The 26,587-nt window shown below is 46.1% G+C and carries 23 protein-coding genes and 1 tRNA gene; 6 read left to right on the forward strand and 18 right to left on the reverse strand.

Annotated elements, in window-relative coordinates; genetic code table 11:
* Window positions 1-194: 194 nt before the first annotated feature.
* Both AC060N_RS17105 and AC060N_RS17110 read left to right on the forward strand, forming a co-directional pair.
* Window positions 195-1,142, forward strand: a complete 948-nt coding sequence (locus AC060N_RS17105) for a sugar phosphate isomerase/epimerase family protein (protein WP_479524836.1) — start codon at window positions 195-197, stop codon at window positions 1,140-1,142.
* 28 nt (window positions 1,143-1,170) lie between these two features.
* Entirely contained in the window at window positions 1,171-3,492 is a 2,322-nt protein-coding gene (locus tag AC060N_RS17110) for a glycoside hydrolase family 3 protein (protein ID WP_479524837.1), read from the forward strand.
* Window positions 3,493-3,588: 96 nt separating this feature from the next.
* Here AC060N_RS17110 and AC060N_RS17115 read toward each other — a convergent pair.
* Window positions 3,589-3,661 (reverse strand) — tRNA-Lys (locus AC060N_RS17115).
* A gap of 144 nt (window positions 3,662-3,805) precedes the next feature.
* Here AC060N_RS17115 and AC060N_RS17120 point away from each other — a divergent pair.
* Window positions 3,806-4,891 carry an NAD(P)/FAD-dependent oxidoreductase gene (locus AC060N_RS17120; RefSeq protein ID WP_479524838.1) on the forward strand — a complete coding sequence of 362 codons (1,086 nt, stop codon included), beginning with the start codon at window positions 3,806-3,808 and terminating at the stop codon, window positions 4,889-4,891.
* A 5-nt stretch (window positions 4,892-4,896) separates the two neighbouring features.
* On the opposite strand, the gene AC060N_RS17125 is transcribed toward AC060N_RS17120, so the two are convergent.
* The 12 genes from AC060N_RS17125 to AC060N_RS17180 form a co-directional block, all read right to left on the reverse strand.
* Window positions 4,897-5,481 carry a thioredoxin family protein gene (locus AC060N_RS17125; RefSeq protein WP_479524839.1) on the reverse strand — a complete coding sequence of 195 codons (585 nt, stop codon included), beginning with the start codon at window positions 5,479-5,481 and terminating at the stop codon, window positions 4,897-4,899.
* Window positions 5,482-5,559: 78 nt separating this feature from the next.
* Window positions 5,560-6,633 (reverse strand): M20 family metallo-hydrolase, encoded by a 1,074-nt coding sequence (locus tag AC060N_RS17130; protein ID WP_479524840.1) that lies wholly within the window; start codon window positions 6,631-6,633, stop codon window positions 5,560-5,562.
* A gap of 57 nt (window positions 6,634-6,690) precedes the next feature.
* Window positions 6,691-7,488 carry an acetylglutamate kinase gene (gene argB, locus AC060N_RS17135; protein ID WP_479524841.1) on the reverse strand — a complete coding sequence of 266 codons (798 nt, stop codon included), beginning with the start codon at window positions 7,486-7,488 and terminating at the stop codon, window positions 6,691-6,693.
* Window positions 7,485-8,435 (reverse strand): N-acetylornithine carbamoyltransferase, encoded by a 951-nt coding sequence (locus tag AC060N_RS17140; RefSeq protein WP_479524842.1) that lies wholly within the window; start codon window positions 8,433-8,435, stop codon window positions 7,485-7,487. Before AC060N_RS17140 ends, argB begins: the two co-directional genes overlap by 4 nt.
* 45 nt (window positions 8,436-8,480) lie before the next feature.
* On the reverse strand, window positions 8,481-9,731 hold the full coding sequence (locus AC060N_RS17145; protein ID WP_479524843.1) for a glutamate-5-semialdehyde dehydrogenase: 1,251 nt from the start codon (window positions 9,729-9,731) through the stop codon (window positions 8,481-8,483).
* A gap of 55 nt (window positions 9,732-9,786) precedes the next feature.
* On the reverse strand, window positions 9,787-10,872 hold the full coding sequence (proB, locus tag AC060N_RS17150) for a glutamate 5-kinase (protein ID WP_479524844.1): 1,086 nt from the start codon (window positions 10,870-10,872) through the stop codon (window positions 9,787-9,789).
* Between the two features lie 72 nt (window positions 10,873-10,944).
* Entirely contained in the window at window positions 10,945-11,739 is a 795-nt protein-coding gene (proC, locus tag AC060N_RS17155; RefSeq protein ID WP_479524845.1) for a pyrroline-5-carboxylate reductase, read from the reverse strand.
* A gap of 103 nt (window positions 11,740-11,842) precedes the next feature.
* Window positions 11,843-12,967, reverse strand: a complete 1,125-nt coding sequence (locus tag AC060N_RS17160) for an aspartate aminotransferase family protein (protein WP_153640228.1) — start codon at window positions 12,965-12,967, stop codon at window positions 11,843-11,845.
* 24 nt (window positions 12,968-12,991) lie between these two features.
* Window positions 12,992-13,963 carry an N-acetyl-gamma-glutamyl-phosphate reductase gene (gene argC, locus AC060N_RS17165; protein ID WP_479524846.1) on the reverse strand — a complete coding sequence of 324 codons (972 nt, stop codon included), beginning with the start codon at window positions 13,961-13,963 and terminating at the stop codon, window positions 12,992-12,994.
* 9 nt (window positions 13,964-13,972) lie between these two features.
* Window positions 13,973-15,163 (reverse strand): argininosuccinate synthase, encoded by a 1,191-nt coding sequence (locus tag AC060N_RS17170; RefSeq protein WP_479524847.1) that lies wholly within the window; start codon window positions 15,161-15,163, stop codon window positions 13,973-13,975.
* A 38-nt stretch (window positions 15,164-15,201) separates the two neighbouring features.
* Complete coding sequence (locus tag AC060N_RS17175; RefSeq protein WP_479524848.1) at window positions 15,202-15,885, reverse strand: GNAT family N-acetyltransferase; 684 nt, start codon at window positions 15,883-15,885, stop codon at window positions 15,202-15,204.
* Window positions 15,886-15,896: 11 nt separating this feature from the next.
* Entirely contained in the window at window positions 15,897-16,385 is a 489-nt protein-coding gene (locus AC060N_RS17180; RefSeq protein ID WP_153640232.1) for an arginine repressor, read from the reverse strand.
* A gap of 313 nt (window positions 16,386-16,698) precedes the next feature.
* On the opposite strand from AC060N_RS17180, the gene carA reads away from it, so the two are divergent.
* Window positions 16,699-17,784, forward strand: coding sequence for a glutamine-hydrolyzing carbamoyl-phosphate synthase small subunit (gene carA, locus AC060N_RS17185; protein ID WP_479524849.1), 1,086 nt, complete (start codon window positions 16,699-16,701; stop codon window positions 17,782-17,784).
* Between the two features lie 61 nt (window positions 17,785-17,845).
* Entirely contained in the window at window positions 17,846-21,076 is a 3,231-nt protein-coding gene (gene carB / locus AC060N_RS17190; protein WP_479524850.1) for a carbamoyl-phosphate synthase (glutamine-hydrolyzing) large subunit, read from the forward strand.
* A gap of 84 nt (window positions 21,077-21,160) precedes the next feature.
* Here the strand turns inward: carB and AC060N_RS17195 are convergent, their stop codons facing one another.
* The 3 genes from AC060N_RS17195 to tnpA form a co-directional block, all read right to left on the reverse strand.
* Window positions 21,161-21,550 (reverse strand): helix-turn-helix domain-containing protein, encoded by a 390-nt coding sequence (locus AC060N_RS17195; protein ID WP_479524851.1) that lies wholly within the window; start codon window positions 21,548-21,550, stop codon window positions 21,161-21,163.
* A 32-nt stretch (window positions 21,551-21,582) separates the two neighbouring features.
* Entirely contained in the window at window positions 21,583-21,771 is a 189-nt protein-coding gene (locus AC060N_RS17200) for a type II toxin-antitoxin system HicA family toxin (protein WP_479524852.1), read from the reverse strand.
* Window positions 21,772-21,977: 206 nt separating this feature from the next.
* Window positions 21,978-22,445 (reverse strand): IS200/IS605 family transposase, encoded by a 468-nt coding sequence (gene tnpA / locus AC060N_RS17205; RefSeq protein ID WP_479524853.1) that lies wholly within the window; start codon window positions 22,443-22,445, stop codon window positions 21,978-21,980.
* A gap of 238 nt (window positions 22,446-22,683) precedes the next feature.
* Between tnpA and AC060N_RS17210 the strand changes: the two genes are divergently transcribed.
* Window positions 22,684-23,853 carry an IS4 family transposase gene (locus tag AC060N_RS17210; protein ID WP_479524028.1) on the forward strand — a complete coding sequence of 390 codons (1,170 nt, stop codon included), beginning with the start codon at window positions 22,684-22,686 and terminating at the stop codon, window positions 23,851-23,853.
* 332 nt (window positions 23,854-24,185) lie between these two features.
* Here AC060N_RS17210 and AC060N_RS17215 read toward each other — a convergent pair whose 3' ends face one another.
* Both AC060N_RS17215 and AC060N_RS17220 read right to left on the reverse strand, forming a co-directional pair.
* The gene (locus AC060N_RS17215) at window positions 24,186-24,989 is read right to left on the reverse strand and encodes a hypothetical protein (protein WP_479524854.1); all 804 of its coding nucleotides are present in this window, start codon (window positions 24,987-24,989) and stop codon (window positions 24,186-24,188) included.
* Window positions 24,990-25,284: 295 nt separating this feature from the next.
* Entirely contained in the window at window positions 25,285-26,235 is a 951-nt protein-coding gene (locus AC060N_RS17220; protein ID WP_479524855.1) for a polysaccharide deacetylase family protein, read from the reverse strand.
* Between the last annotated feature and the right edge of the window lie 352 nt (window positions 26,236-26,587).

Here is a 26,587-nt window from a genome sequence, read left to right on the forward strand (position 1 = left end):
GCCACTTTTTCATTTTGATTAGTTCCAGTTAAACTCAGGCATTTTCCGGTCATTTTTCTTTTATTTTCCAGAATGTTAAATTATTACTGCGTCATTCAGACGCATTGATATTTAATACCTGATGAATTACTAACTAACACCATTTGCAAACACAACAATAACTTGTTTTTCAACTAACCTAAACTAAAAATACCATGACAACAAAACGCGAGTTTCTAAAAAAGCTTTCGCTGATTACTGTTGGAGGAATGTTGGGCGGAAGTGCTGCTCCCGCATTCGCATCCAAAACATTGAGTAAGATGGCCGGCCCTTCCAAGAAAGTTGGCTTGCAGATCTATTCGCTGGGAAAAGAGCTGACCGATGATGTTCCTAAGGGAATGAAAAAAATAGCCGATATGGGCTACAGTTACATCGAGCTGGCCGGCTACCGCGACAGAAAAATGGGGCAATACGGCATGGATGAGTATCGCAAGATTGTGGAGGATGCCGGTCTGGAAATCCGTAGTTCTCACGTTAATCCAACAACCCGCGAGTACAATAAAGGAAACGTCGGTCAGGTAGCCGATTTCTGGAAGAAAACCGTGGAAGACCATGTGAAACTGGGAGCCACTACACTGGTTCAACCCGGAATGCCCAAAATCGAAAATCATGACGATGCCGCCCTGGTTTGTGACGTTTTCAACCAGGCTGGAGAAATCGCCAAAGATGCCGGTATAAAATGGGGTTATCACAACCACCACATGGAATTCAAGCGTATTCTTACGGAAGAAGACAAAAAGAAAAATGCTCCGTGGTGGATGCCGGTCGGCGATGTCATTTATGACCTGATGCTGAACGGGACCAATCCGGATTTGGTGTTCTTTGAAATGGACGTGTACTGGACCGTAATGGGACAAAACGATCCGTTGGAATATTTCGAAAAATATCCGGACCGTTTCCCGGTATTACATATCAAAGATCGGGAAGTCCTGGGCCAGTCGGGGATGATGAACTTCGAAAATATCTTCAACAAGGCTTACGAAAACGGTTTGAATTCATATTACGTAGAACTGGAGAAAGTGAAAAAAGGCATGACCCAGTTTGAAGGAGTAAAACAATGCTTCGACTACCTGGCCAATGCTTCATTTGTTAGAAACAGTTAACAGCCCGTAAGCAATCAACTTTAACATTATGAAATCTTTCACGAAAATAGTCTCGCTTTCCCTGTTTGTACTCACTATCGGTATCTCAGGATGTAGCCCAAAATACACCACTGAAGACAAAGGTGATTTTGTGCTCGTCCATAATCAGGAAGGAGCTACCGTTGGCTATTCTCCCAGTTCCGGCATTCAACTACTCACTGTTGATCGATTGGGTTTCAAGGATCTCAATAAAAACGGTCAGCTCGACAAATATGAAGATTGGCGACTTCCGGTTGACGAGCGGGCGAAAGATCTGGCCGAAAAAATGTCCATAGAACAAATCGCAGGGCTAATGCTTTATAGCGCTCACCAGGCAATTCCCGGACGACCGGGTGGCTTTTTCACATCGACTTATAACGGTAAATCATTCGACGAGAGCGGTGCCAAACCCAGCGATTTATCTGATGAACAGAAAAAATTCCTGACGGATGATAACCTACGGCATGTTCTTATTACTACCGTGGAAAGTCCGGGCGTAGCGGCCCAGTGGAACAATAATGCCCAGGCGCTGGTCGAAGGTATTGGCATGGGAATTCCCATAAACAACAGTTCTGATCCGCGTCACACCAGTGTTTCAAACGCCGAATACAATGCTGGCTCCGGAGGAAAAATCTCCATGTGGCCGGGGACTGTCGGCATTGCTGCTTCGTTCGACCCAGGTTTGATGAAACAGTTTGGTGAAATCGCTTCCGCGGAATATCGCGCGTTGGGAATTGCGACAGCTCTTTCGCCGCAAATCGACCTGGGAACAGAACCTCGCTGGAGCGGCTTTGACGGAACCATGGGAGGAGATCCCGATTTGACAACCGATATGGCCCGGGCTTATGTCGATGGTTTCCAAACTTCCACTGGCAAAGATGAAATTGCCAACGGATGGGGTTACAAGAGCGTGAATGCGATGGTAAAACACTGGCCGGGCGGTGGTCCGGAAGAAGGTGGCCGCGATGCACATTTTGGCTATGGTGAATATGCCGTTTATCCGGGAAACAACCTGAAAGATCACTTGAAGCCTTTTACCGAAGGCGCTTTCAAACTGAATGGACCGACCGAAATGGCGTCAGCCGTAATGCCTTACTACACTATTTCCTTTAATCAGGATACGGTCAATGGAGAAAATGTAGGAAACAGCTACAGTAAATACCTGATTACCGATCTGCTTCGTGGCAAATACGGCTACGATGGTGTGGTTTGTACTGACTGGATGATCACCAAAGATGTGCAGGCTGTCGACCTGTTTCAGGGGAAATGTTGGGGCGTTGAAAATCTGAGCGAAGCACAACGTCATTACAAAGCCATCGAGGCCGGGGTCGACCAGTTTGGCGGGAACAACGAAATGGGTCCCGTCATCGAAGCATATAAAATGGGCGTCGCCGAACATGGTGAAGAATACATGCGAAAACGTTTCGAACAGTCGGCCGTACGCCTGCTACGAAATATTTTCCGGGTAGGCTTGTTCGAAAATCCTTATCTGAACGTAGCCGAAACTGAAAAAATCGTCGGTAATCCGGAATTCATGAAGGCTGGTTATGATGCTCAGCTTCGTTCCATTATCCTGCTGAAAAACCAGAATCACATCCTTCCGGTGAAAAAGCAACTGAAAGTGTATGTACCGATTCGTTACACACCTGCGGGTAAAAACTGGTTTGGCTTTTCAACACCCGAGAAAAAGGAATATCCGTTCAATATGGATATTGTCAATAAATATTTCGAGGTGGTTGACAATCCTGAAGAAGCAGACTTCGCGCTCGTCGGCATCGAAAGCCCCGACGGCGGAGTTGGCTACGATCGTGAGGATTTGAAAAAAGGCGGAAACGGGTACCTGCCCATCAGCCTGAAGTATGGAGAATACACAGCCGAATATGCACGCGACCCGAGTATTGCCGGCGGCAGTCCGTTCGAGGATTTCACGAACCGGACCTATAAAGGGAAAACCGTCACCACCCACAATCAATTCGATATGGGAATGGTGAACGACACCAAAGCCAAAATGGGTGTCAAGCCGGTTGTGGTTGTTATCAAAGTTTCCAAGCCGATGGTTTTCTCGGAAATCGAAAAGAATTCGAATGCCATCCTCATTCACATGGGAGTACAGGACCAGGCGATCATGGATATTCTGTCCGGAGCCGCAGAGCCTTCAGCTTTGCTGCCTTTCCAAATGCCGGCCAATATGAAAACTGTGGAAGAGCAAAAGGAAGATGTTCCGCGCGACATGGAATGCTATGTTGATTCGGAAGGTCACACGTACGATTTTGCCTATGGCATGAACTGGAGCGGAGTAATCGACGACGAACGGATAACCAAATACAAATAAGCTACCGCGAACCTTGTCCCTAACCATAAACATTTCTGATAGCTAAAAACAGAAAGGCCTGTAAGTCGTGAGATTTACAGGCTTTTCATTTTTGTGTCGGTCTGCAGGGATTCGAACCCTGGACCCGCTGATTAAGAGTCAGCTGCTCTGCCAGCTGAGCTACAGACCGTTTATCCAAACCTCAAAATTACGAAATATCCGGTGCCGTTGTTCTCTGTGAGGCCGTTTAATTCAAGGTATCGTCGCTGGTTTCTTGCGGATTTATTTGTCGACGACGCAAACAATTTTCTACTTTGATGGTATGTATGGAGTGATGAATGAAAAAGAACAAAATCGCTCACTCCGGGATATTGAATACCTGATTGTTGGCCAGGGACTGGCCGGAACCATGCTTGCATTTGAATTGCACCGACGCGGAAAAGATTTCGTGGTAGTTGATTCTCCTTCCGGTGAAAAAGCCAGTCGCGTAGCTGCCGGAATCATCAATCCGGTTGTTTTTCGCCGCCTGACAAAATCATGGTTGGTGGATGATCTTTTTCCAGTCCTGAAAGAAACCTACCGCGAACTGGAGCAACTCCTCTCCTGCCAACTGCTGCATCCGTTGAAGATTGACAAAATTTTAGGCAAGGAAGAAGGTTCGTTCTGGCTAACTAAATCTATTGAAAACAATTTGAAGTCCTACATTCATTCCGAACCGGATATCACTTTTCAGAAAGACGGCATAGAAGCTCCTTATGGAATTGGCAAAGTTTTTAACGCCTTCCGGGCCGATTTGCCATTACTAATCGACCGTTTCCGGGAATTTCTGATTCAGGAGAATCACTTTATCAGTGAAAAACTGGACACCGATGACGTTATCCGGGAAACCGGAAAGGTGCAATGGAAAAACATCACGGCGCAGAAAATCATCTTCTGCCAGGGATTCCGCGCCAGCGACAATCCATTCTTTCAGGCTGTTAAATTTAAACACACCAAAGGTCAGGTGCTGGATTTGAATATTCCCGATCTGGAACTTACCAACATGGTCAATAAGGGAATGTTTGTGTTGCCGCTGGGTGAAAATCGTTTTCGGGCTGGCGCTACTTACCGCTGGGATTTTCAAGATACAAATCCCGACGACGAAGCGACAACTGAGCTAACCGAAAAGATGGAGAAGATTGTCAAAGTTCCTTATTCCATAACCGGGAAACGAGCCGGCATTCGGCCAACAACACACGACCGACGGCCCGTTGTTGGTTTGCATCCAGATACTCCGGAAATCGGTATTTTTAATGGATTAGGCTCAAAAGGTGCTATGCTGACCCCCTTTTTCGCGCGCGAATTTGCACGTCTCCTTTGCGGAGAATCTGATACTATCCATCCGGAAGTTGATCTTCTCCGGTATTACCGAAAAAAATAGCCGGCTTAGGAACCGGTTTTAAATAAATTTGGCGGATTCTTCCACTTGATGCCGCATCCGGCTGAAGGCTTCTGATCTTCCGAAACCGGCTTTCCATTAAGAACTGCATCGAGCGCTGCTCTCAAATCTTCTCCGGTTACGGGTACATCATTCTTCGGACGAGCTTCGTCCATCTGTCCGCGATATACACATTTTAAATCCTTGTCAAACACGTAAAAATCGGGAGTGCAAGCTGCCATGTAAGCCTTAGCTACTTCCTGCGATTCATCGTACAGATACGGGAATGGGTAACCTTCTTTCGCGGCTGTCTCCTTCATCAATTCCGGCGCATCATCGGGATAGTTATCCACATCGTTGGAGCTGATACCAACAAAGCTAATACCTTTAGCTCCGTATTCGTTGGCGATGGCCGTGATTTCGTGGTTCACGTGCTTTACATACGGACAGTGATTGCAAATAAACATCACAACCGTAGCTATATCAGATTGGATTTCGTCTAGTGAAATATTCTTACCCGAAACGGTATCAGGCAACTCAAATGCCGGCGCTTTCCCGCCCAGCGGAAACATTCTTGAAAAAGTAAGTGACATAATGATCTTCTTCTTTCGTTCACTCCGTTTAACGAAAAGAATCCATCATGGTTTACGAAAAACAGGAGAAAGTCTGAATCAGGTAAGTTTTAAATCTTCCAGTAACCGGATGTAAATATCGATTCCATTCCGAATCTCTTCTTCCAGAATGTATTCATCGGGCGTGTGCGAACGAGCCGAATCGCCTGGACCAACTTTCACGGTAGTGTAGGGAATAACCGCCTGATCGGACGTTGTTGGAGAACCGTAGGTTTCCAGTCCCAGCTCAACACCGCGTTTCACCAATGGATGATCGAGTGGAATGCCCGAAGAGTTGAGTCGGTAAGAACGAGCCGTTAGTTTGCTTTCGAGCAGACCGGAAAGCTTATCGAAAACTTCTTCATTGGAGTAACATTCGTTGGTCCGAACATCGATGACGAACTTACAACTATCGGGAACAACATTGTGCTGATGACCGGCTTCGATTTGGGTTACGGTCGTCTTCACCGGTCCCAAAACGGGTGATTCTTCCGGAAATTTAAAATCCAAAAGATGCTGAATATCGTCCAGCGCTTTGTAGATGGCATTCACACCTTCGTTGCGGGCAGCATGCCCGGTCTTGCCAACCGCTTCCGCATCGATGACCAGTAACCCTTTTTCGGCGATGGCCAGATTCATCCCGGTAGGTTCGCCCACCAATCCCAAATCGATCGGTCCCAGCTCGTCTAAAATAGAAGCGACGCCATTGGTTCCGGAAATTTCCTCTTCCGCAGTAGCGCTCCAAATCAGGTTGAACGGCAATTCCGATAGCTCGTCGAAATAGCGGAAAGCTGCTAATTGTGCAACTACTGAAGCGCCGGCATCATTGCTGCCCAGGCCGGTCAGCTTACCATTTTGTACCACCGGAGTGAAGGGATCATTCGTCCAACCATTGGCCGGCTTCACCGTATCGATATGTGAATTGAACAACACAACGGGCTTCCCCTCCTGCCAGTTCCTGTTTTTCAGCCAAAGGTTATTTCCCTGACGGAAAGGAGAAAATCCCCAATCCTTTAACTGATTTTCCAGAAACGTAGCAACCGCATCCTCATCGCGACTTAACGACGGAATACCAATCATATCCTGCAGCAACCCAAAAGCGTCGCTGTGTAGTTTTTCAATCGAAAGATTCATAGTATAAGTAAACAGCTGCCTCCCGGACGGGAAGCAGCGTCAAATGAGTGTATTTGTTTATTCTTCCTCTTCTTCGTGGAAAAGTGCCAGGCGGGTTCCGCCTTTCGAACCGGAAAGGGCTGATGCGTTGGTTACAACAACCGAATTTACCCCCTTTTTCATGGCGTTAAAACCAGTCATTAATTTCGGAATCATCCCTCCATTCACCGCTCCGGTCGATTTCATCTCTTCGAATTCGGCCATGGTAATTTCATCAATCACCGAATCTTCATCTGATTCGTCCATCAGCACGCCACGTTTATCGAAGCAATATATCAGTGTGACCCGATAACTGGAGCTCAACGCAATAGCCAGTTCCGAAGCAATGGTGTCGGCATTGGTATTGAATAACTGACCATCGCCGTCATGCGTAATGGGTGCTACCACCGGAACCGCTCCGTTCTCCAGCAATTCGCGGAGCATGCGATTATTCACATTGACCACATCGCCCACAAAGCCGTAATCAACCTCGGCAACGGGACGTTTTTTGGCACGGACAATATCCAAATCGGCACCAGTCAATCCAAGAGCGTTGGTTCCCAAAGCCTGTAGCTTCGCAACCAGGTTTTTATTGACCAGGCCGGCATATACCATGGTAACCACCTCCAGGGTTTCTTCATCCGTGACGCGGCGACCTTCCACCATTTTCGGTTTAACGCCCAACTTTTCGCCAATGGCTGTCGCCTTGGTGCCTCCACCATGTACCAGAATCTTATTTCCGGCAATGCGCGAAAAATCACGAAGCAGACTTTGAAGCGATTCTTCTTCCTCAACTACCTTTCCGCCCACTTTGATGATGGTCAGATGTTCGATCATTTTAGTTCCTCCAGTATCATTTTTAGCACAGCCTGTGCCGATACTTCGCGGTTGGCAGCCTCCTGAATGACGATGGAATCCGGACTATCAATTACACCATCGGAGACAACCATATTCCGGCGAACCGGCAGGCAATGCATGAATTTTGCCTGATTGGTCAGAGCCATTTTTCCCTCGTCAACCGTCCAATTTCGGTCTCGGGAAAGGACCTGTCCATAACTACTGTAAGATGCCCAATTTTTTGCATAAATAAAATCAGCATTGGAAAAAGCTTTCTTCTGATCGTATTCAACCTTCATATCGCCCATAAATTCAGGCGCTAATTCATATCCTTCGGGATGGGTAACCACCAGTTCATAATCGGTTTGACGCATCCATTCCACAAACGAATTGGGAACGGCCTGCGGTAAAGCTTTTGGATGTGGAGCCCAGGTCAGCACCACTTTAGGCTTCTCTTTCGTTTTAAATTCCTCGATGGTTACATGATCGGCAAACGACTGCAGCGGGTGCCGTGTGGCGGCTTCCATACTGACGACGGGAACGCCGGAATATTCGATAAACTGGTTGATGATTTTTTCCTGGTAATCATCTTCTTTGCTTTTGAACTGCGCAAACGACCGCACTCCAATGATATCGCAGTATGAACCAATTACCGGAATCGCTTCCCGCAAATGTTCAGGTTTGTCTCCATCCATGATGATGCCCAACTCTGATTCGAGCTGCCAACCATCCTGATTCACGTTCAACACCATCGTGTTCATGCCCAGATTCATTGCTGCCTTTTGAGTACTGAGGCGCGTACGCAAACTCGAGTTGAAGAAAATCAGCACCATGGTTTTGTTTTTGCCCAGATGCTGATAAGCAAAAGGATTCTTTTTCATTTCGAAAGCGATTTTCAGCGCTTCGTTCAGGTCGGGTAAATCGTGTACGGATGTAAAATGCCTCATGATATATTTTTTCAGCTCGTTATATATTCTTGATAATTGATGAGATTATTTCGGACGGATTTGTCCGTCGCCTTCTATCAGCCACTTGTAGCTGGTGAGTTCTTCGAGAGCCATCGGGCCCCGGGCATGCAGCTTTTGTGTACTGATACCAATCTCGGCGCCCAATCCAAATTGAGCTCCATCGGTAAAAGCCGTACTGGCGTTTGTATACACTGATGAAGCATCGACCAATTTGCGGAACAAATCGAGATGCTCCTGATTTTCGGAAATAATGGCTTCGCTGTGCTTTGAACTATATTCGGCAATGTGATCGAGCGCCTCCCCGAAAGACGCTACGGTTTTGATGGCCATCTTATAATCGAGAAACTCGGTTCCGAAAGATTCTTCGGTTGCCGGCTTCAATAAATCTTCCGGATAATGCTCTTCCAATGCTTCCATTGCCTGTTCGTCGGCGAAAATTTCCACCTGACTTTCCGGCAGTAATTCCGCGAGGTAAGGCAAATCGCTCAAACGTGATTCATGGATAATCAGGCAATCGAGCGCATTACAAACACTCGGACGACGCGTTTTCGCATTGTTGATGATCTCGCGCCCTTTCTCTTCATCACCGAACTCATCGAAATACGTATGGCAAATTCCCGCACCCGTTTCGATGACCGGAATGGTTGCATTTTCACGGACGTAATTGATGAGTCCCTGACTCCCGCGGGGAATCAGCAAATCAACATAGCCTTGTGCATTGAGCAATTCACCCGTCGCTTCCCTTCCGGGAGGAAGTAAAGTCAATATATGAGTATCGAGGTTGAACGATTCCAATACGCGGTGAATAATGGACACGATAGCTTCATTTGAATCCGCTGCATCGCTTCCGCCTTTCAGCACACAAACGTTTCCAGACTTCAGGCATAGCGAGAAAACGTCGAAGGTTACATTCGGACGGGCCTCGTAAATGATCCCGATGACGCCAAAAGGCACACTGACTCGTTTGATTTGCAATCCATTCGGTCGCGTTGTTTCCGACAACACTTTTCCTAACGGTGATGACATGGAAGCCACACTTCGCATATCGGATGCAATTCCTTCGATTCGTTCCGCGGTCAGCTTCAGACGATCATATTTCGGATCGAATGGCGCCATCCGCTGCAGATCTTTTTCGTTCTCCTTCAGGATAAAATCCGTTTCCTTTACAGCTTCGTCGGCAACAGCCATCAACACCTGATTGATGGTCTCTTCCGTCACCAGATTCAGTTTCCGACTCGCCTGAAGCGCCTGCTCAAATTGTTCTCGATACTGCATGTCCGGTTGGTTTTATTTTTCCTTGTGTTTTTATAGTTCTTTGCAGGAATGATTCTTATCCCAGATAGAGATAATCGTAGTGGATAAATGGCTTTTCATATTTTGACCCCATCTCACGCTCCACAATTTTAGATGAAAAGCCGGCTTTCCCCAGTCCCAACAACTTTCCACCAGCATCTTTCACCCGCACAATGTCGCCGGTTCTAAATTGTCCCTGAACACCGGTAATTCCGATGGTGAGCAAACTGGTTGCTCGTTCGGAAAGCAGTGCATCGCGGGCACCGTCGTTCACAAACACTTCGCCGCGGGCAAAATCGTCGGAGTGTGCCAGCCATTTTTTTACTGTATTCGATTTCCGTTTTTCCGGCTCGAACCAGGTGTGTGGTAAATCCGAGTTCAGCTCCATCAAATCAGTCAGAATATTTAAATGAACACCGTTCGCAATATGAACGGCTACGCCCTGCCCTGCCAACTTCGAGGCGATAGAACTTTTGGTTAACATGCCTCCCCGGCCGAAATTCGACTTCTGAGTAGAAATTAATTCTTCAGAAACCGTTTCGCCAACAGCAATATGCCGAATCAATTCACTGTCCGGTTCGCCCGGGTTTCCACGGTATACTCCATCCACATTGGTCAGCAAAAACAGCGCCTCCACATCCATCATGGAAGCAATGAGGCCGGAAAGTTCGTCGTTATCGGTAAACATCAATTCCGTAACCGAAATGGCATCGTTCTCATTGATAACCGGCACGACGCCACTTTCGAGCAACGTGTTGATGCAATTACGCATGTTCAGGTAATGTTGCCGGTCGCTGAAGTTCTCCTTGGTGGTTAAAACCTGGGCACACGTCAGTCCGTGCTCCCTGAACAGGTCGGCATACCGGTTGATGAGCTTTACCTGCCCTACGGCGGACCACAACTGCCTCCTTGAAACCGTATCGTGCTTTTTCTGGGGCTCTACCTCAGCCCGACCTGCAGCTACCGCACCCGATGAAACGAGAATCACCCTGACACCTTTTTTTTGCAACGCAGCAATCTGATCGACAAAGTGCGCCATACGCGCAACATTCAGCATACCGTCTTCGCGGGTAAGCAGATTGCTTCCAATTTTTACCACAATGCTGGAGTAGCGGTTTGCCATGAGATAAATGCCTTTTTTCCTGAAAAGTAAATTTCAGGCGAATGGGGGTTTTACATTTCCGGAGACGGATACTTAACCGTTGTTAATTTTATTGTATGATACCAGTAATCCCTGAATCAACGCCGACGAAAATCCCTGATGTTCCATCGCGTTCAATCCTGAGATGGTAATTCCTTTCGGTGTGGTTACCTTGTCTATTTCCCTTTCGGGATGATGTCCGGTTTGCAGAATGAGTTCGGTAGCACCCTTCACCGTCTGAGCAACAATTTCCTGCGCTACTTCTGCGCCAAAGCCAATCTCAATTCCACCTTGCGTAGCCGCACGAATGAATCGAAGAGCAAACGCAATCCCACAGGCTCCCAGGACAGTAGCGGCTGCCATCAGCTCTTCATTGATGTAGATAACTTTTCCAAGCGTTTCGAAAAGCTCCTGAATCACCTCTTTTTGCTCATCGTTGCAATCAGGTGCCGAAATACACGTCATCGACTCCTGCAGCGCTATCGCTGTATTTGGCATTACCCGGAACGGAATCACGGTTTCGGGCAACCACGATTTCAGACTCTCGATACTTACGCCTGTCATTAGCGAAGCCACCATCTGCCCGGTAACAAGCGCGCTACTAATTCCCTGAAGGACACCTTCGGCCTGGTAAGGTTTCACCGCTACAATAACCAAATCGGCTCCTTTCACCGCAGCGGCGTTGTCTGCAGTAACACGAACACCTTGCTTTGCCAGGTCGTCGAGCAAATGCGGTCGCCGACGGGTAATCACCAGTTGCTTCGCAGGTAAACCGGCTTTCAAAAAGCCCTCGGCCATGGCCCGTCCCAGGTTTCCTCCTCCAATGATGCAAATATTCAGGTTCTTCATAGCTTTTCTCATTTTTGTCCTATTCTGCGTTACCACAAACCTAAAGCAGAACACAAATAAGACAATCAATTTAATACATTTTGCCGGTATTTTTAACCAATTATTAACCCAATACCCTTTTCAGCGACAATAAAAACCGCTCGGCTTGTTCACGGGTAACGGCTAAAGGTGGCAACAAACGGATGGTGTGAGTTCCGGTTACACCGGTAAATATCTTTTCTTCGAAGAGCAGCTTCTTTCGGATTTCTGCAATAGGCTCATCGAACTCCAATCCGAGCATCAGACCGCGGCCACGGACTTCCTTGATTTTGTCAATGCCAGTCAGCGACGCCATCAGGTAGTTGCCTACAACTTCAGCGTTTTCGATTAACTGCTCATTCTGCATAATGTCTAACACAGCAATGCTGGCAGCACAGGCAAGATAGTTGCCACCAAAAGTTGTTCCCAGCATTCCTTTGCGGGCTTCAAACTCCGGACTAATCAAAACGCCTCCTACCGGGAAACCGTTTCCCATTCCTTTCGCTATGGTGATGAGATCGGGCTTCACATTGGCATATTGATGCGCAAAGAATTTTCCGCTTCGCCCGTAACCCGATTGGATTTCATCCAGAATCAGGACAGTTCCGTACCGATGACAAAGTTTTCCGGCTTCTTCCAGGAAAGAAGGTTCCGGCACACGGCAACCCCCAATGCCCTGAATGCCTTCCACTATGACCGCCGCCACATCGCCTTCCATTAGTTCGCTTTCTAAGGCTTCTACATCATTCAATGGAAGAAAAGTCCGCTCCACGGTATCGTTCAAAGGTGACACAATGGAAGGGTTATCGGTTACAGCTACGGCTGCAGAAGTACGGCCATGAAACGACTTCTCGAAAGAAACAATGCGGGCTCTTTCTGTATGAAAGGAAGCCAGCTTCAATGCATTTTCGTTGGCTTCGGCACCCGAGTTGCACAGGAAAAGAGAATAATCTTCGTAACCGGAAAGTGCTCCCAGCTTATGAGCGAGTTCGCGCTGTAATGGATTCTGGACTGAGTTGGAATAGAATCCCATTTTCTTCAGCTGTTCGCTCAACATTTGAACATAATAAGGATGCGAATGCCCAACAGAAATCACGGCGTGTCCGCCGTATAAATCGAGGTATTCGACGCCATTTTTATCGGTGATGGTACACCCTTTGGCCGCCACCGGTTCTACATCGAACAGCGGATATACATCGAAAAGTTCCATGTTTTTTCGAATTTATTTTTGGGATTAAAATGCGACCGGCTTCAGGTTGAGCCCGGCGGTTTCCTTCAATCCGAACATCAGGTTCATGTTCTGTACAGCCTGCCCTGACGCACCTTTCAAAAGGTTATCGGTGCAGGAAAGAATAAGCAGTTTGTCGTCATGTTTTTCAAGGTAAAGCAGCGCTTTATTGGTATTCACCACCTGCTTCAGATCCGGATTTACCGGCGACAAATGCACAAACGGATGCCCTTCGTAGTAGCGCTGATACAGTTCGCGGGCTTCTTCCACTGTTCCTTCAAAATCGGTGTAAACCGAAGCGAAAATACCACGTGTATGATTTCCCCTTACGGGAATGAAGTTCAGCGGTTGCTCAAACTGCCCTTGCAACTGTGCTAAGCTTTGACAGATTTCGCCGAGGTGTTGATGTTGAAACGCTTTGTAAACTGACACATTGCTGTTGCGCCAGCTAAAATGCGAAGTTCCGGAAGGCGATTGCCCGGCTCCGGTTGAACCGGTAATGGCATGAACATGCACTTCTTTAGTAAGCAGACCAGCTGAAGCCAAAGGCAACAGAGCCAACTGAATACCGGTAGCAAAACACCCCGGATTGGCAATGCGTTTCGCGGTGCGAATCTCTTCGCGGTTCAATTCAGGTAAACCGTATACGAAGCCGTTTCCTTCCCGCTTTAGGCGGAAATCGTGACTCAGATCGATAATTTTTACGCGCTGCGGGACATCATTCTTCTCAAGATATTCGGCTGACTTTCCGTGTCCCATGCAGAGAAAAATCACATCAACAGCATCAAAGTCAATGTCTGAAAACACCAAATCGGTCTCCCCGATTAAATCTTTGTGCACCGAAGTAACCGGTTGCCCATTGTTACTGGAACTTTGTATACAGGAAACATCGGCAGCCGGATGATTTAACAGGATGCGCAAAAGCTCACCCGCCGTATAACCCGCACCGCCAACGATCCCCGTGCTTACTGTAGCCATTGAATGTGTTTATTTCTTATTGACTGAATAGAAAATCTTCAACTGGTTGCCCAGAATTTTGGTAAATCCTTTGGCGTCATCTGCTGTCCAGCCCTTGTTCATCTCGCCGTATTCACCGAATTCCGACTTCATCAAATCGTGCTCCGATTCAATTCCCACTAACTGGAAGGTGTACGGACGCAGTTTGATAATCACCTTTCCGGTAACATTCTCTTGTGTACTTTCCAGGAATTTTTCGATATCGCGCATCACCGGCTCCAGGTACATTGCTTCGTGGAGAAACATTCCATACCAGTTGCCCAACTGATCTTTCCAGTACTGCTGCCATTTGGTCAGCGTATGTTTTTCCAGCATCTGGTGTGCTTTGATAATAAGCATCGGAGCAGCTGCTTCGAATCCTACCCGACCTTTGATACCGATGATGGTATCGCCGATGTGCATGTCGCGGCCAACAGCCCACGCCGAACCAATTTCTTCCACCTCACGGATGGCATCTATCGTGCTGAAATGCTTGTTACCGTTCACACCTTTCAACTGACCTTTCACAAAATCGAGGGTCAATGTCTCCTCACCTTCCTTGGTCAGCTGGCTTGGATACGCCTCTTCCGGCAATGTCTGATTACTGGTCAGCGTTTCCTTACCTCCGATACTGGTTCCCCAAAGTCCGGCATTGATGGAGTAAGCCATCTTCGTATAATCGGCCTGCACACCGTGATCTTTCAGATAATTGATTTCAAACTCACGGGTCAACTCCATATCACGCGTAGGCGTAATAATTTCGATTTCCGGCGCCAAAACCTGAAAAGCCAAATCGAACCGAATCTGGTCGTTTCCGGCTCCGGTACTTCCGTGCGCCACATATTTGGCACCAATTTTTTTCGCATATTCAATGATGGCGATGGCTTGAAAAATACGCTCGGAGCTGACCGAAATGGGATAGGTGTTGTTTCGCAATACATTACCATACACCATGTATTTTATACCTTTCTGGTAATATTCTTCCGTTACATCGAGGGTTTTATGACTCTTCACACCCAACGCGTACGCACGTTTTTCAATATCGGTCAGTTCATCGGGCGAAAAACCTCCCGTGTTGGCAATAGCCGTATGAACTTCCAGATCCTTTTCTTTCGACAGGTAGATGGCACAATACGATGTATCCAAACCTCCGCTAAATGCCAGAACTACTTTTTCACTCATAACTGTTTATGCTTTTTTCCGTTAACCGGATAAGATGATTACTCTGGTTTTTTTCCGTTTTTGTTTTCGGCCAGTGCCTGTTTTTCGGCTTTGCGTTTATCGACCCATTCGCGAAATACCTGAAACGGAGTTTTTCCTTTTTTTCCGTTGCCATTTTTCCAGGCCGGATCGTAAAGCATTCCGGTACACAGGCATTTGCTCCGACCAGTTCGTTGCAGAATGTCGTAGTTCACACAGCTCTGACAGCCTTTCCAGAATTGCTCGTCATCCGTCAATTCCGAGAAAGTGACCGGCTTGTACCCCAAATCGGAGTTGATTTTCATCACCGCTAATCCGGTCGTCAGACCGAAGATTTTAGCTTCGGGGAATTTGCTGCGTGACAGTTCGAACGCGCGCTGCTTGATGCGGCGGGCCAAACCATGGCCACGATATTCTCGGGGAACAATCAGTCCCGAGTTGGCTACAAACTTGTTAGTGCCAAATGTTTCGATGTAACAAAAGCCGGCAAACTTATCGCCGTCGATGGCAATAATGGCTTTCCCTTCTTTTATCTTCGATTCAATGTATTCATGTGTCCGGCGCGCGATACCCGTACCGCGCTCCTTCGAAGCCAGGTCGATGGCATCGTTCACCTCGTCCACATACTTGATGTGTTCCTCTCCGGCCACTACGACCTTGATGGCAGCTTTTTCGTCTTTGTTATTCTTCTTTAACGGAAACATGTTTTTCCTTATTAATCAATTTTACCTTCCAGTTTGGGCATGGTCATGATTAACGCGTTGATGACATCATTACGGCCAACTCCCTCTCTGACAATGAGCAGAATGGTATCGTCACCTGCCACTGTTCCTAATATTTCAAATAAGTTCGCTTTGTCAATTACCGATGCAATGCTACTGGCATACCCCGGAAGCGTTGTCACAACCCCCAGATTTCCTGAAAATTCTACTTTTAAAAAACCGTCGGCCAAAAAGTTGGCATGCGAAATATCCGGCACCGACTCATCAGTATTCGCCAGATTTTCACGCAAACGGTATATATATCCATGTTGTGAATCGCTGATTTTCATCACTTGAAGCGATTTCAAATCTCGCGAAAGCGTCGCCTGCGTCACCTCGTATCCCTCTTTATTCAACAGATTCAGCAGCTCATCCTGGCTGCTGATTCGGTCACCTGAGATAATTTTTTTGATGGCCAACAGGCGTTGTGTCCGATTCTTCATTATGAATATTTATTTATTCTGATTGCAATTTTATGCATTAAAATCGAATAATTATGCATTTAAATGTAAATTTATTCATAATTTTGACCCATTCTCGAAAGCGAGGTGAATAATTATTAATTATTTTACATTGAAATTTTGGACATCAAGCAGGAAATAACCTATTTTTGTGCCGTGCAACATGTCTTTAGAATATTAGACAGACACGCTGAGAAATGCGTTTTTGCTGCCGAGTACAAGGCAGTGGGAACGCATTTTTTTTGTCCACACGTTTCGAAAAATCATATAAAATCAGCAATAAAATCAACCGGAAATGCAAAACGTGCAGAAAGCAAAATTGATTCTTGAGGACGGGACCGTATTCGAAGGGAAATCTTTCGGATACGAGAAGTCGATAGCCGGAGAAGTGGTGTTTTACACGGCAATGACGGGTTACCCCGAAAGCCTCACCGATCCTTCCTACACCGGGCAAATCCTGGTATCGACTTACCCGATGATTGGAAACTACGGCGTTCCCAACGACGTGGAAGAAGATGGTATTTTCAGGTACTTTGAGTCGGACAAAATTCATGTGAGCGCGCTCATTATATCTGATTATTCATTCGAGTACAGTCACTGGAACGCGATGAAAAGCCTGGGAGACTGGCTGAAGGAAAATGAAGTTCCCGGTCTGTTTGATATCGACACCCGCGCCCTGACCAAAATCCTCAGGGAAAAAGGTTCGATGTTGGGAAAAATCGTTTTCGAAGGAAACGAGATCGATTTTTATGACCCGAATGAAGAAAACCTCGTTTCCCGGGTAAGCGTCGACGATATTCAGACATACGGAAACGGCGACCACAAAGTAGTGCTGGTCGACTGCGGAGTGAAAAACAACATTATCCGGTGTTTATTGCGACGAAACACGACCGTCATCCGCGTGCCGTGGGATTACGATTTCAATACAATTGAGTGTGACGGAATTTTCCTTTCCAACGGACCGGGTGACCCGGCGATGGTGCAGGAAACCGTTGAAAATGTCGGCAAAGCGTTGGACGATGTGAAGCCCATCATGGGTATCTGCCTGGGAAACCAGCTGCTGGGACGTGCCGCCGGAGGTGATACTTACAAACTAAAATATGGTCACCGGAGCCATAATCAGCCGGTGCTGATGACCGGCACGGACAAATGCTACATTACTTCACAAAACCACGGTTACGCCATCGACGACAAAACCCTGCCGGAAGATTGGGAACCGATGTTTGTGAATGTGAACGACCAGACCAACGAAGGAATTCGGCACAAAACCAAGCCTTTCTTCTCTACCCAGTTCCACCCCGAGGCCTCATCGGGTCCGGTGGATACGGAATTCCTCTTCGATGATTTCATCACCAACATCAAGAAGTACAAAAAGCAATGAACCGGCCGAATGATACAGGCAACGCAACTTGTTCATTCATCATGCAAAACGATTGAAAACCATGCTCAATAAAGATATCAAGAAAGTGATTGTCCTCGGTTCGGGGGCACTGAAAATCGGAGAAGCCGGCGAATTTGACTATTCCGGTTCGCAGGCACTCAAAGCGCTGAAAGAGGAAGGCGTCGAGACTGTTCTGATTAACCCGAATATTGCCACCATCCAAACATCGGAGAATATCGCCGACAAGGTGTATTTCCTCCCGGTGACGGCAAAATTTGTGGAAGAAGTGATTAAGAAGGAGAAGCCGGACGGCATTCTGCTGGCCTTTGGTGGACAGACTGCCCTCAACTGCGGGGTTGATTTGTACCGTGGCGGCATTCTCGAAAAATATAATGTGCAGGTGGTGGGTACTCCGGTACAGTCTATCATCAACACCGAAGACCGGGAAATTTTTGCCGGCATTTTGGGCGAAATCAATGTGCGAACGCCGCGAAGCATCGCCTGTTCTTCCATCGAGGAAGCGAGGGCAGCTGCCGAAAAACTGGGCTTCCCGCTCATCATTCGTGCCGCCTATACCTTAGGAGGTATGGGTTCCGGCTTTAGCTCCAACATGGACGAGCTGAACAAACTGGCCGATAACGCCTTCTCCTACTCACCTCAAATTCTGGTGGAAGAGTCGCTGAAAGGCTGGAAAGAGGTAGAGTACGAAGTGGTGCGCGACCGCTTCGACAACTGTATCACGGTGTGTAATATGGAAAACTTCGACCCGCTGGGCATACACACTGGTGAGTCGATTGTGGTGGCTCCGTCGCAAACGCTTTCCAATGCCGAGTACCACAAGCTGCGGGAACTCTCCATCAAAATCATCCGCAAAATCGGTGTGGTAGGGGAATGTAATGTGCAGTTCGCCCTCGACCCGAATTCCGAAGATTACCGGGTGATTGAGGTGAACGCCCGTCTGTCTCGCTCGTCAGCGCTGGCTTCCAAGGCTACCGGTTATCCGCTGGCTTTTGTGGCCGCTAAACTGGGACTCGGCTACGGTTTGCACGAGCTGAAAAATGCAGTGACCAAAGTAACCACTGCCGCTTTTGAGCCAGCGCTCGATTACGTGGTGGTGAAGATTCCCCGTTGGGACCTCACTAAATTTACTGGTGTTTCGAAGAACCTCGGCTCGAGCATGAAATCGGTGGGTGAGATTATGGCCATCGGCCGCTCGTTCGAAGAAGCCATCCAGAAAGGTATCCGGATGGTCGGCTTGGGCATGCACGGATTTGTGGCCAACAGCGGGCAAGCAAAAATCGACGATGTGGAAGAAGAGCTTCAGCAGCCAACCGACCGTCGTATTTTCGCTATCGCGGAAGCCTTCCATCACGGCCATTCAGTAGAAAAAGTGTGGGAAATGACCCGCATCGATAAGTGGTTCCTGCAAAAGCTGAATAATATTTATATTCTGCGCAACGAACTGGAGAAACTCAGCAAACTGGAAGATATTCCTTACGAAATGCTCTTGCTCGCGAAAAAGCAAGGTTATTCCGATTTCCAAATTGCGCGTTTGGTTCTCAAGAGCGCCGATGAAAAGATCAACGGTGACCTGATTAAGGTGCGTGAATACCGGAAGAAACTGGGCATTTTGCCTTACGTGAAACAAATCGATACGCTGGCGGGAGAATATCCGGCGCAGACCAATTACCTCTACCTGACCTACAACGGTTCGGAGCACGATATCGAATTCCAGCACGACAATCAATCGGTAATTGTGTTGGGTTCGGGAGCCTACCGGATCGGTTCGTCGGTAGAGTTCGACTGGTGTTCGGTAAATGCCATTAACACCATCCGGCAGCAGAAGTACCGCGCCATCATGATCAACTACAACCCGGAAACGGTTTCGACCGATTATGATACGTGTGACCGGCTCTATTTCGACGAGCTCACCTTCGAGCGCGTGATGGACATCGTGGATTTGGAACAGCCCAAAGGAACGATTCTTTCCACGGGTGGTCAGATTCCGAACAACCTCGCCATGCGCCTGCACCGTCAACATGTCCCGATTTTGGGAACCTCGGCCGAGAAAATTGACAACGCCGAAGACCGGAATAAATTCTCGGCCATGCTCGATCGTCTGGGAGTCGACCAGCCACGCTGGAGCCAGCTGACGACCATTGAGGACATCTACAAATTTGTGGATGAAGTCGGTTTCCCGGTGCTGATTCGTCCTTCGTACGTACTGTCGGGAGCAGCCATGAACGTGGTTTCGAACCGCGACCAGCTGCAGCATTTCCTCGAACTGGCCGCTCACGTTTCCAAAGAGCATCCGGTAGTCGTTTCCGAGTTCATCGAAAATGCCAAGGAGATTGAAATCGATGCGGTAGCCAAGAATGGCGAAGTGGTGGCTTACGCGATTTCAGAACACGTGGAGTTTGCCGGAGTGCACTCCGGCGACGCAACCATCGTTTTCCCGCCGCAGAAACTGTATGTGGAAACCATCCGCCGTATCAAGAAGATTTCGCGGCAGGTTGCCCAGGCGCTGGAAATCACCGGCCCGTTCAACATGCAGTTCCTGGCCAAAGACAACGACATCAAGGTTATCGAGTGTAACCTGAGGGCTTCCCGCTCCTTCCCGTTTGTTTCCAAGGTATTGAAGACAAACCTGATTGAAATCGCCACGAAGGCAATGCTGGATGTTCCATTCGAGAAGCCGGACAAATCGGCATTCGAGCTCGATTACGTGGGTGTGAAAGCGCCGCAGTTCTCCTTCCACCGTCTGCTAAATGCCGACCCGGTGCTGGGTGTGGATATGGCTTCGACCGGTGAGGTGGCCTGTATCGGTGAAAATTTCTACGAAGCGTTGCTGAAGTCGATGCTTTCGGTGGGGTACCGCATTCCGAAGAAGAGCATCCTGATTTCGTCGGGACCGACCCGCGGAAAAGTGGAAATGCTAAACAGCGCCCGCATGCTGAAGGAGCGCGGCTTTACGATTTACGCAACCGGTGGAACGCACAAGTTCTTCCTCGACAACGGCATCCAAACGGAATTGGCCTACTGGCCCGATGAGGAAGACCAGAGCCCGAACACCCTGGAACTGATTCGCGACAAGAAAGTAGAAATGGTGATTAACATTCCGAAAAACCACACCAAACGTGAGTTGTCGAACGGCTACCAAATCCGGAGAAACGCTGTCGATTTCAATATTCCGCTCCTGACCAACGCACGTGTGGCCAGTGCATACATCTACGCCATTACCAAAATGAGTGAGGAGGATATTGTTATCAAATCGTGGAACGAATACAAGTAAAGCAAAACTCCATAAAATAAACAAAGGCTGTCTCAAACGTGCATCGCACAATTGAGGCAGCCTTGTTGGTTATTTAAAAAATATCTACTGTTCGTAGATCAGATTGATTTCTGACAACTCCTGCCCAATCTGATGAATCCCATTTAATATTTTCTCCGCCTGCTTGGCTGAAGGTTTCTTATGTCCCTGAATGTATTGAGAAAGGAGCGTTGGGTTCATTCCAATCTTGTCAGCCAGAAATTTGGCATTTAATACTTTGTAGTACTGAAAGAATTGATTGAAATCAATTTCGAACTTCAGATTCTCGTGCGTTAGCAGAATATCTTCATCTTCGAAATACAAACCGGCAGCTTCGTGCGCATTATTCATCAGCTCGGGAACGGTCCGACCGGTAGTAAAAATTGGATAATCATTGCTATACGCTGAAAATCCGGTATCGGTCTTTTCAACGATTATTGTTATTTTTTTCTTCATTGTTTTCATCGCCTTCATCCTTTTTTAATCCATCACTTTTTTATCCCTGCATCTCTAAGGATTTTCTTTTCGAGTCCTTTACCTACTTCCTGACTCCCGTGATTCGGAAAAATAATCACTCCTGTTTTGGTGGCATGCTTCATCTTTACATGCGACCCTTTCTGAGAAATCGGATACCATCCATCTTTGATTAATATTCGGTAAAGCTCAGAACATTTCATGAACTAAAGGTAAATTATTATTTACTTTTTGACAAATAAAACACAACTCCAACAAGTGAAACAAAGGCTGTCTCAAACGTGCATCGCACAATTGGGGCAGCCTTGTTGTGGTTATTAGGTTTCTCTAATTCATCCAAGGGGCGATAGCCCTTTAATCTTCGTAGCATCGTTGATTTGGTGATAATCTAGGGACGTAGCCCTGACATCTATCCATTTTCATACCATTCAAATAGATATTTCGGGTCATAATCCACATCAAATTTTTTCAAAAACGACAAATATTCGTCCTGAAATGATTGTTTCTTATGATGTTCAGGTTGGTTTAACACATATTTTACAACCCTGTCGATATGAGATCTGGAATAGGAAAATGCCCCATAACCATCTTGCCACGCAAATTTTCCTGGAATAAGATTCCTATCGTTTAACCAATTTGACGAACCCGATTTTACCTGTTCCATTAATTTGGATGGAGATATCGTGGGATGCATTCCTACAAAAACATGGGAATGATCGGGGTTACAATATATCGCATAGGTTTTACAATGGTGGTTGGTAATAATGCCACACATGACCTTTTCCAGTTCCTCCCTGAATTTTTCTTTTATAAAATTTCTCCTGCCTTTTACCGAGAATACATATTGGATATATAGCTGGGTGTAGGTATTTGCCATGTCTCTAATTGTTTGAGATTTTAGGGCTACGCCTAGGAGTGTTCGAAACATGAAAATCTTTAAAATTCTAAATTACCCCGTCGTTTTTCAACATTCTATTAACATGTCATCATAAGCAAATATCAAAACTTAAAGTTTAGTCATAAACATGTTGATATATTGGTAATTACTATTGTGGTAATGGTTGTGCAAACAATGGAGTTACAACTATCTTTACTACTATTAACGGGTATTTATCTTGACCAAAAGCACTTCAAATAAGCTTACTGCGGAGGAGCTATTAAAAATGATCCCCGATTCTCTTCTTGAAGATTTGAGCGATGCTACAGGAGTCGATCATCAGGTAAAAAAGATGTTCGGCAAAAATATGTTCTACCTGTTATTGTATGGTTACCTTGAAAGTACCAAAATAAGCCTTCGAGAGCTGGAAGATATATATAACTCCCAAAAGTTTAAATTCCTCTTCAATATTGATCAACAAAGTCAAACGCACTACAATTCTCTTTCAGACAGACTAGCCACAATGAATCCTGAGTACTTCAAGAAGATTTATGAATTTGTTTATGCCACCTTTGCAAAACGTTTTACCCCGGAAGAATCAGAAAGTCACTCAATTGTCCGGGTTGATTCTACGCTGGTAACCGAAACAGCAAATAAGCTTAGAGAAGGAATGATTGTCGGCAATCAGTACCATAAGAAGAAACAGGTAAAATATACCTTATTAATGACCGATATTTTTCCTTGTGGAGCAGAAATATTTACCAGTCAGGAAGAACATAATGAAAACAAAACCATTCCTTTAGCTATTTTCAATCATGCAGATAAATCCGGTATCTTTGTTTTCGATCGAGGGGTGAACAAACGGGATATTTTTACAGACTTTTGTGAGCAGGGGATACAATTTGTCACCAGAATAAACCCAAAAGCCAGATATGAGCTCATCAGTTCCGCCGAAATTAAAGTCCCAAAATGTAATAACCTGGTTATTATTAGCGATCAATTTATTCGTCTGTATAACCAACAAAGTAAACTAAGTGCCCCTTACCGACTAATTAGGACCCAAAGGGAGAAACAGGGAAAAGAAGAAATATGCTTTTTGACTAATTGTTTTGATTTGAATATTGAGGAGATAATAGCCATCTATCATAAAAGATGGGATATTGAAGTATTCTTTCGTTTTATCAAACAGGAATTAAACTTTTCTCATTTTGTATCGACAACGCTCAATGGAATCAAAATTGTATTGTACCTAACCCTGATTCTGGCTATTTTAATTCTGATGTATAAGAAAAGTAATGACCTCGGGTACAAAACTGCAGTGAGACGCTTCCGAATTGAACTTGATGAATTAATTACTAAAATGCTGATAACCTTCGCGGGGGGAGACCCAAGCCTGGTTTTTCGATAACTTCTTACAAGGTTTCGAACACTCGTAGGCTACGCCCCTCCTGTTTTATTTCGATTCATTTTTCTAAGAAGATTTGAGGGCTAGCGCCCCCTTTTCCTATAAGAAGGAACAGATTGCTACTCAACGGAAATTGTTTTCATCAACTAAAAGGTAGTCTATTATTTGCTTGCTGACAAGTAAAACACAACTCTTATAAATGAAACAAAGGCTTATGTTTTTCATCCAAGGGGCGTTAGCCCTTTAATCTTCGTAGCATCGTTGATTTAGTGATAATTTAGGGGCGTAGCCCTGACATCTATCTTTTTTCAAACCATTAAATACAGTATTCAAGTTTATTTTTTGGCTGGTACCGGAAGCCAGTTATCTATTTCAGTTTTCATATTTTCAATAATATGATCCACCAACATTTGTACCTCAACAATTAGCTCATCTATCATTTTATGATCAACCTTTATATATTCTGATTTTTTACTTGGATAACCATTTCTGTGTACTAAATTATGTCTGGTTAGTATCTTCTTTTCAAGTTTCTCGAAAGAAGGAAACTCCAAACCGAGGGCTTTCTTGTAGATTTTAGCAACCTCACCCAACCGATGATAATTAGTTTCCAATATTGCCTTACTAACCCCATCTTGGATTTTCCATCTTTTATTAGAGATTTCCTTTAGGCTAAATGTCCGTGAACTACTTTCACAAAATCTATTATAATATTTTCTATACCCGAGAACCATACAGAATAAGAAATCAGACAGAAACAATTCCATTGTACCTACCACTCCAATATAAATTTGTCTATTTAATACCGGCATCAGTTCACTGATTATATTTTGCTCTTTAAGTCGTTTCAGATAGTTAATCTCTTCTTTAAAAATTCTTAGTACATCTTCAGGACGTTGTAATACAAAATCAAATAATAAAAATTCTTCGAATGTCATATTCTCGTGTATGACATCCTCTGATGCGCAATAAATCGTGTATGGCATCAATAGATTTTTTTCGGTGATAATTAAGTCACCATTAATCACTTGTTCAGCAGCTCTTTCCCATTCATCAGTAGCATATGCGATCTCTTCCTTAACCAAATGAACTCCTGATTTGTAAATGATTTTCCCTTTAACAAATACAATGTCTTTCATTTTCTATTTTTTAAACTTAATTACACGAGATCAGGAGTTAGCCTAAATATACTCAATAAACTCAACATAAATATTTTACTTGTTTCAAGATTTACCCTTTGGAGGTTTGTGAAAACCTTTGGGTCCAAAAATTCGGACCATTCACGTTAGTGAATGACATGGGCGGAGAAAAGTGAAGGCTCGCACATTTATTAATGGCTTCCCTGACGAAAAGTGGAGGCTTGCACGTTTGTTAACGGCTTCGCCGGGGAAAAGTCGGGCTTTGCGCATTTGTTAACAGCGCCACCGGAGAAAATTACTCGTGGAATTCGACCTTCACGGTTTCGCGGAGGTCGTACAGCAGCCACTGCTTTTTCATCACAGCGGTGCGGTCGGCCTGCAGGAGTTTCAGGAAGTCCTTCACCCCCACCGGTTCGTTGCCGTTGCCGTGAATGAGCACAATGCTTCCGGCCGCTGCCGGTTGTCCCTTGGCCAGCCACGCATCGCTGCCAATGGGAATCAGGCCATAGCCGAGTACATTGTCCACCACCCGGTGTTCCGACACCAATCCGGGAAACCGGAAGAACACGGAAAAGAGCAATCCTTTTTGCAACATCGCGATTTCGGTTTGCAACACCTCGAATTTGAGATTGGTGTTGGGCTCCAACAGGAAATTCCGGTTGAGCGGCGCGTGCGGATTGTAGCGATGGTTGTAAGTATGGTTAATCCACGTGACAGCAATCTTGCCATCGGTATTCAGCTCTTTCAGCCAGGCGATATCTGCCGGATGCGTCAGCATGAAGCGGCCGGTAACCGACAAAGCCACCGGAACCGGTTTTTCGGTTTTGCCAAATTCCGAAATTAGTGAGGTAAAAATAACCCGGTCGAGCGGGCGGTGCGACGGACACAAATCGACGGTTAGCGTGATTCCCTTTTCTTTCGGGAAACCGTGAACAATACCGGCATCCTGCAAAGTAAAAGAGCGTTTTTCGGCGGTTTGAATGGCCCTGATGTAAGGCGTGTTTTTATAATCAGCTCGTATCTGCTGCCAGGTAAGCGGCCTGACCACGATATGCCGGGCCGGAATATTCATAGTCTGGAGGCTGTTCGGATCAACCCCGATGTAAAACAGTTCTCCCGACTCATCGTATCTCCGGATGATCAGTACTTGTTTTTGCAGGTAATCGCCTGTTCCAAACCAAACCTTGTAGTTGCTGATTTTTGTCTGAACTGCTGCGTCGGCATTGCCATGCACGAACACCATCATAACCATCACTCCTGAGAAAAGGAAGGACCTGGATTTTTTGTAAAAGCCTTGCACCATATGTTGTCCTGAAAGACCTGTCTGTTTCTTTGTTGATTTGTCTCCCGGGCGGTTGAAGGCTCGCTGCGGGTGGCTAAATATAGTGAATTAGCCGATCGGAAATTCTTTGACAACTTTTTTTAACAGGGCTTTCAGCACATACAACTTTCCCCCTGACGAACCGCCTTCCCTACTTTAAATTTCCCGGTAGGAAAACATCAATCGATGCGGTTGCGTTTTAGTGTTCGCTCAGGCAGAAAGGCCGGCGGTTGGATTTAAATATGTAAAACAATCGATAATATGTCCGGCTCAATTA

This window comes from Prolixibacter sp. DSM 2831 (assembly GCF_056493735.1).

Bases quoted from the DNA above. Each gene is read 5' to 3' on its own strand.
- AC060N_RS17105 (WP_479524836.1), top strand. From the start codon at position 195: ATGACAACAAAACGCGAGTTTCTAAAAAAGCTTTCGCTGATTACTGTT.
- AC060N_RS17110 (WP_479524837.1), top strand. From the start codon at position 1,171: ATGAAATCTTTCACGAAAATAGTCTCGCTTTCCCTGTTTGTACTCACT.
- AC060N_RS17120 (WP_479524838.1), top strand. From the start codon at position 3,806: ATGAATGAAAAAGAACAAAATCGCTCACTCCGGGATATTGAATACCTG.
- AC060N_RS17125 (WP_479524839.1), bottom strand. From the start codon at position 5,481: ATGTCACTTACTTTTTCAAGAATGTTTCCGCTGGGCGGGAAAGCGCCG.
- AC060N_RS17130 (WP_479524840.1), bottom strand. From the start codon at position 6,633: ATGAATCTTTCGATTGAAAAACTACACAGCGACGCTTTTGGGTTGCTG.
- argB (WP_479524841.1), bottom strand. From the start codon at position 7,488: ATGATCGAACATCTGACCATCATCAAAGTGGGCGGAAAGGTAGTTGAG.
- AC060N_RS17140 (WP_479524842.1), bottom strand. From the start codon at position 8,435: ATGAGGCATTTTACATCCGTACACGATTTACCCGACCTGAACGAAGCG.
- AC060N_RS17145 (WP_479524843.1), bottom strand. From the start codon at position 9,731: ATGCAGTATCGAGAACAATTTGAGCAGGCGCTTCAGGCGAGTCGGAAA.
- proB (WP_479524844.1), bottom strand. From the start codon at position 10,872: ATGGCAAACCGCTACTCCAGCATTGTGGTAAAAATTGGAAGCAATCTG.
- proC (WP_479524845.1), bottom strand. From the start codon at position 11,739: ATGAAGAACCTGAATATTTGCATCATTGGAGGAGGAAACCTGGGACGG.
- AC060N_RS17160 (WP_153640228.1), bottom strand. From the start codon at position 12,967: ATGGAACTTTTCGATGTATATCCGCTGTTCGATGTAGAACCGGTGGCG.
- argC (WP_479524846.1), bottom strand. From the start codon at position 13,963: ATGGCTACAGTAAGCACGGGGATCGTTGGCGGTGCGGGTTATACGGCG.
- AC060N_RS17170 (WP_479524847.1), bottom strand. From the start codon at position 15,163: ATGAGTGAAAAAGTAGTTCTGGCATTTAGCGGAGGTTTGGATACATCG.
- AC060N_RS17175 (WP_479524848.1), bottom strand. From the start codon at position 15,885: ATGTTTCCGTTAAAGAAGAATAACAAAGACGAAAAAGCTGCCATCAAG.
- AC060N_RS17180 (WP_153640232.1), bottom strand. From the start codon at position 16,385: ATGAAGAATCGGACACAACGCCTGTTGGCCATCAAAAAAATTATCTCA.
- carA (WP_479524849.1), top strand. From the start codon at position 16,699: ATGCAAAACGTGCAGAAAGCAAAATTGATTCTTGAGGACGGGACCGTA.
- carB (WP_479524850.1), top strand. From the start codon at position 17,846: ATGCTCAATAAAGATATCAAGAAAGTGATTGTCCTCGGTTCGGGGGCA.
- AC060N_RS17195 (WP_479524851.1), bottom strand. From the start codon at position 21,550: ATGAAGAAAAAAATAACAATAATCGTTGAAAAGACCGATACCGGATTT.
- AC060N_RS17200 (WP_479524852.1), bottom strand. From the start codon at position 21,771: ATGAAATGTTCTGAGCTTTACCGAATATTAATCAAAGATGGATGGTAT.
- tnpA (WP_479524853.1), bottom strand. From the start codon at position 22,445: ATGGCAAATACCTACACCCAGCTATATATCCAATATGTATTCTCGGTA.
- AC060N_RS17215 (WP_479524854.1), bottom strand. From the start codon at position 24,989: ATGAAAGACATTGTATTTGTTAAAGGGAAAATCATTTACAAATCAGGA.
- AC060N_RS17220 (WP_479524855.1), bottom strand. From the start codon at position 26,235: ATGATGGTGTTCGTGCATGGCAATGCCGACGCAGCAGTTCAGACAAAA.